General features: G+C 74.2%; 3 protein-coding genes. All 3 read left to right on the plus strand.

All coding sequences use genetic code 11. The features are described 5' to 3' along the window. Positions 1-69 precede the first annotated feature (69 nt). A complete protein-coding gene (locus VGR37_02060; protein ID HEV2146181.1) occupies positions 70-1,020 on the plus strand; it encodes a cyanophycinase in 951 nt (316 codons plus the stop codon). Positions 1,021-1,298: 278 nt separating this feature from the next. Further along, complete coding sequence (locus tag VGR37_02065; GenBank protein ID HEV2146182.1) at positions 1,299-2,888, plus strand: Ppx/GppA phosphatase family protein; 1,590 nt, start codon at positions 1,299-1,301, stop codon at positions 2,886-2,888. A 413-nt stretch (positions 2,889-3,301) separates the two neighbouring features. After that, a complete protein-coding gene (locus VGR37_02070; GenBank protein HEV2146183.1) occupies positions 3,302-4,612 on the plus strand; it encodes a sigma 54-interacting transcriptional regulator in 1,311 nt (436 codons plus the stop codon). The last annotated feature ends 275 nt before the right edge of the window (positions 4,613-4,887 follow it).

Raw genomic sequence — 4,887 nt, forward strand, 5'->3', positions numbered from 1 at the left:
CGCCCCAGCTCGCCGCCGCGCTGGCCGTGCTCGCGCTGGCCGAGACGCAACCCGCCCCCGATGGAGACGATGTACGCGACCCGTGACGGCGACACCGCCGAGCCTTCCGCCGCGGAGCACCCCAACCGCCGCCGCACCGACCGCCACTCCGGCACGCTGGTGCTGATCGGGGGGGCGTGCACCCCGGAGGGCGACGCGCTGGGGAGCTTCCTGGAGCGCTGCCACGCCCGGGAGGGGGGGAAGGTGGTGGGGATCACGACCGCCTCCACGGACCCGGCGAGCTCCGCGCGGGAATGGATGGCCGCGTTCGCGGCGGCGGGCGCGCACAACGTGGAGATCCCGGTGATCGACCGACGCGACCGCGCGCAGGACCCCCGCGTCGCGGAGATGATCCGGGGCGCGGACGGCATCTTCCTGGGCGGGGGCGACCAGGTGCACCTGGTGGCGACGCTGGGCGGATCGCGCGTGGACCGCGCCATCCGGGAAGCGTACTCCCGCGGCGCCGTGGTGTGCGGGACCAGCGCGGGCGCCGCGGCGCTCACGGAGACGATCCTGGCCGGGGGGGAGCCGGACGAGTACGGCCGGATGCAGGACCTCCACCTGGGCCCCGGCTTCGGGCTGCTGGGGTTCCGCGCCCTGATCGACACCCACTTCACGCAGCGCCGCCGCCTGCAGCGGCTGTTCATGGTGATCGCCCAGAACCCGGAGCTGATGGGGCTGGGGATCGACGAGGACACCTCGGTGGTGATCCACGGGCACCTGGGCGAGGTGCGGGGGCGCGGCTCGCTCACCTTCGTGGACGGCCGGGGGGTCCGCTTCGACAACGCCGACGAGTGCATGTCCGGCACTCCGCTGACGCTGAGCTACCTGAGGGTGGGGATCGTGGGGGCGGGGTACACCTTCAACCTCCGCGAGCGCGAGCTGGAGGTGCTGGTGCAGGCGCGCGCCAGCCAGGAGGAGATGGAGGTGGTGCGGGGCGAGGACGCGGAGGAGCGCCCGCCTCGGGTGCGGAGCGCGTAGGCGGGGAGTGCGGGAGTGCGAGGGTGCGAAGTGCGAAACGGCGCCCTGCGGAGAGGGTGACCGGGAGGTGGGGGGAGGTTCCGCAGGCGGTGCGTTTGTGTGAGCCCGCGCAGTCACTCCGGTCACCCAAGCGGCCGGGCGAGTTTACGCACCGCCGGAGGAGCCTCCCCCCGCCGACCCAGCGCGACAGAGCCGCAGCCACGGGGTTCGAGTCTTGCGGGCTCGGCCACGTTCCAGGCCGCCCTCGCCGTCCTCCCGAACCGCCGCCGTCCGTGCGAATGACCAAGCTCCGCGCCGCCACCCGCTCCGCGCGCCCGAAGCGCACCGCGCGCGGGGAGCCCGCCGCCACCTTCCCGCTCCGCGTCGCCGCGATCGACGTGGGCTCCAACGCCATCCGCTTCATCGCCGCGGAGTTCACCGGGCCGGGGGAGCGCACCGTGCTGGACGAGGAGCGCGTGGGCGTGCGGCTGGGGCACGACGTGTTCCTCACCGGGAAGCTGGCGCCGGAGGCGATGGAGGCCGCCGTCGCGGGGCTGGCGGACTTCCGCCGTCGGATGGAGAGGCTGGAGATCGAGCACTACCGCGCCACCGCCACCAGCGCCGTGCGCGAGAGCCGCAACGGCGCCGACTTCGTCCGCCGGGTGCGCGAGGAGGCCGGACTGGAGCTGGAGGTCATCACCGGCTACGAGGAGGCCCGGCTGGTGTACCAGGCCGTCCGCAGCCGGGTGGAGCTGGGGCGCGACCGCTGGATCCTGGTGGACCTGGGCGGCGGGAGCGTGGAGGTGTCGCTGGTGGACGAGGGCGGGATCCTGTGGAGCGAGTCGCACACCATGGGCTCGGTGCGCATGCTGGAGGTGCTCTCCGGCTCGGGAGACGACCCCGGCCGCTTCCAGCGCCTGCTGCGCGAGTACGCGGCCACCCTGCAGATCCCCACCGCCGCGCAGCACCTGCGCCCCGCCGGGGTGATCGCCACCGGCGGGAACATCGAGGCGCTGGCGAAGCTGGGCGGGCGGCCGGCGAAGGACGGGCGCGCCGGGTCCATCGGGATGGGCGGGCTGCGCGACACCATCCGCATGCTGGCGCGCCTGTCCTACGCGCAGCGGATGGAGGAGCTGAAGCTGCGCGCCGACCGCGCGGACGTGATCCTTCCCGCGGCCATGGTCTACGAGCGCGTCGCCGAGCTGGCGGGAGCCGACGAGATCCGGGTCCCCGGCGTGGGGGTGAAGGACGGGCTGCTGCTGGACCTGGTGGAGGACCTGACCACGCACCAGGAGTGGGAGGACCGGCGGGAGCGGACCGCGGTGGAGGGTGCGGTGGCGCTGGGGCGGCGCTGCCTCTTCGACGAGGCGCACGCCATGCACGTGGCCCGGCTGGCGGGCTCGCTCTTCGACCAGCTCCGCGGCCTGCACGGCCTGGACGCGGCGGACCGCCGGGTGCTGCTGGCCGCGGCGGTGCTCCACGACGTGGGCACCTTCGTCAGCCGCAAGCGGCACCACAAGCACTCGCTGTACCTGATCTCGCAGTCCGAGCTCCCCGGCTTCGCCCCGGGGGAGATGTGGCTGGTGGCGAACGTCGCCCGCTACCACCGCAAGGGCGAGCCGACCACGGCCCACGACTCCTTCGAGCGCCTGGACCCGGGCGAGCGCGAGCGGGTGGTGAAGCTGTCCGCCCTCCTCCGCGTCGCCGACGCCCTGGACCGCGAGCACCTGCAGGCCGTGGAGGGCGTGTACGCCGAAGCGGACGGGGGAAAGCTGGTGCTGGAGGTGGAGGCCGAGGGCGACCTGCTCCTGGAGCGCTGGGCGCTGCGCCAGAAGGCCGGCCTCTTCAGCAAGGTGTTCGGCCTGGAGGTGGAGCTGGTGGACGGCTGACCGCCCGCGCCCGCCCTCCTTCGCACTCCCGCGAAGCGGCGCCTGCGCCGCTCCCTCCACTCCGACGTCCCGCAGCAGCACCCCGACGACCGCGGGGTAGAACTGGGGAGTTTGTGTCCCAGATGAGGCGTATCCTACCCATATTCGTGCTGCCACGCCTTGTGGCCGCTGGCTTCCAGGACGTTTCTCCGCAACGCGTTGCCGCCATGCCTCCCGTTTCGGTCCCGGGAACGGGAGATGCAATCCCCATGGTCCCTCCGCTCTGTTCCGCGCCCCGGCGGAGCGGGTCCCCGGGAGGCAGTGCGCCACGCTCCCGCCGCTGCCGCCCAACCTCCGACCGCCGCCCAGTGGCCAAGACGAGGATCTGGCATCACGTCTTCGGAGCGCATCGGTGCGCACCTCCCCCGGGTTGCGTGGAGGAGCTCGCCAGCGCAGGCTTCGACGCCGCGCCGCTGGAGCGGGAGGAGCCGGGCGGCGCGGGGGTGGTGTTCTTCGACGCGGTGGAGGACGGGCTCTGCGAGTTCCTGCGGGGTGCCAGCCGGAACGGGGCGGACCGGGTGCTGGGGGTCGCGGTGCGCGGCCGTGCGCTGGCGGACGGGGGGGCGTGGCGCCTGCTCCGCTCGGGGGCCTCGGACGTGCTGGCCTGGGACTGCTCCCCATCGCCCGGGGCGGAGCTGGCGGCGCGCTTCCAGCGCTGGAGCGAGGTGGACCGCCTGATCGACTCCCCGCTCGTGCGCAACAACCTGGTGGGCGCCAGCCCCTGCTGGCGCTCGCTGCTGCGGCAGGTGGTGGAGGCGGCGTGCTTCACCGACGCCCCGGTGATGATCCTGGGCGAGAGCGGGACCGGGAAGGAGCTGGTGGCACGGCTCATCCATTCGCTCGACCGGCGCCCCCGCAAGCGCGAGCTGGTGGTGCTGGACTGTACCACGGTGGTCCCTGAGCTCTCCGGGAGCGAGTTCTTCGGCCACGAGCGCGGGGCCTTCACCGGCGCGACCGGGCCGCGCGAGGGCGCCTTCGCGCTGGCCGACGGCGGCACCCTCTTCCTGGACGAGGTGGGGGAGCTGCCGCCGCGTCTGCAGGCGCAGCTGCTGCGGGTCGTGCAGGAGCGCACCTACAAGCGCGTGGGCGGGAACGCCTGGCACCGCACCGACTTCCGCCTGGTCTGCGCCACCCACCGCGACCTCCCCGAAGAGGTAGCCCGCGGCGCCTTCCGCGCCGACCTCTACTACCGCATGGCCAGCGTCACCTGCCGCATGCCCCCGCTGCGCGACCGGCCCGAGGACGTGGTTCCCCTCTTTCTCCATTTCCTGGCCGAGCTCCTCCCGGGGGGCGAGGCGCCCGCCCTGGACGACGCCGTGCGCGAGCTGCTGGTGCGCCGTGCCTACCCCGGGAACGTACGCGACCTGCGGCAGCTGGCCGCTCGCGTCGCGTACCGCCACGTGGGGCCCGGCCCGGTCACCGTGGGGGACATCCCCGACGACGAGCGCCCCCCGGCGGAGGCGGACGCAGAGGACTGGCGCGACGGCGACTTCGACACCGCCATCCGCCGGGCACTCGCGCTCGGGATGGGGCTCAAGGAGATCGGCCGGCTCGCCTCCGAGGCCGCCATCCGCATCGCCGTGGGCGACGCCGAGGGCAACCTGCAGCGGGCCGCCGCCGTGCTGGGCTGCACCGACCGGGCGCTGCAGATCCGCCGCGCGCAGGAGCGGCAGGCACGGGTCTGAACGGCGTCGGTCTGAACGGCTCACGATTCGGGCGTGCCCCTCGCTCGCGCTCGGGTCGGGCTGCGGCTCCGTAGGACGAGATACGACCTCGTCCAACGGAGTCGAGCCCCGGCAAACAGCCGCCGGGTCTCGCCCCTTCGGGCTCGCATCCCTCACGCGGCCCCCTCCGCGAAAGAACTTCGGTCACCGGATCACGGGATGAACGCCTCGCCCTCCCAGGGGTCGGCGTCGGCGGGGGGGAGGCCGGCGGCGACGCCGGCCGCGGCGGGGCGGAG

The sequence above is a fragment of the Longimicrobiaceae bacterium genome, assembly GCA_035936415.1.
GTDB lineage: Bacteria > Gemmatimonadota > Gemmatimonadetes > Longimicrobiales > Longimicrobiaceae > JAFAYN01.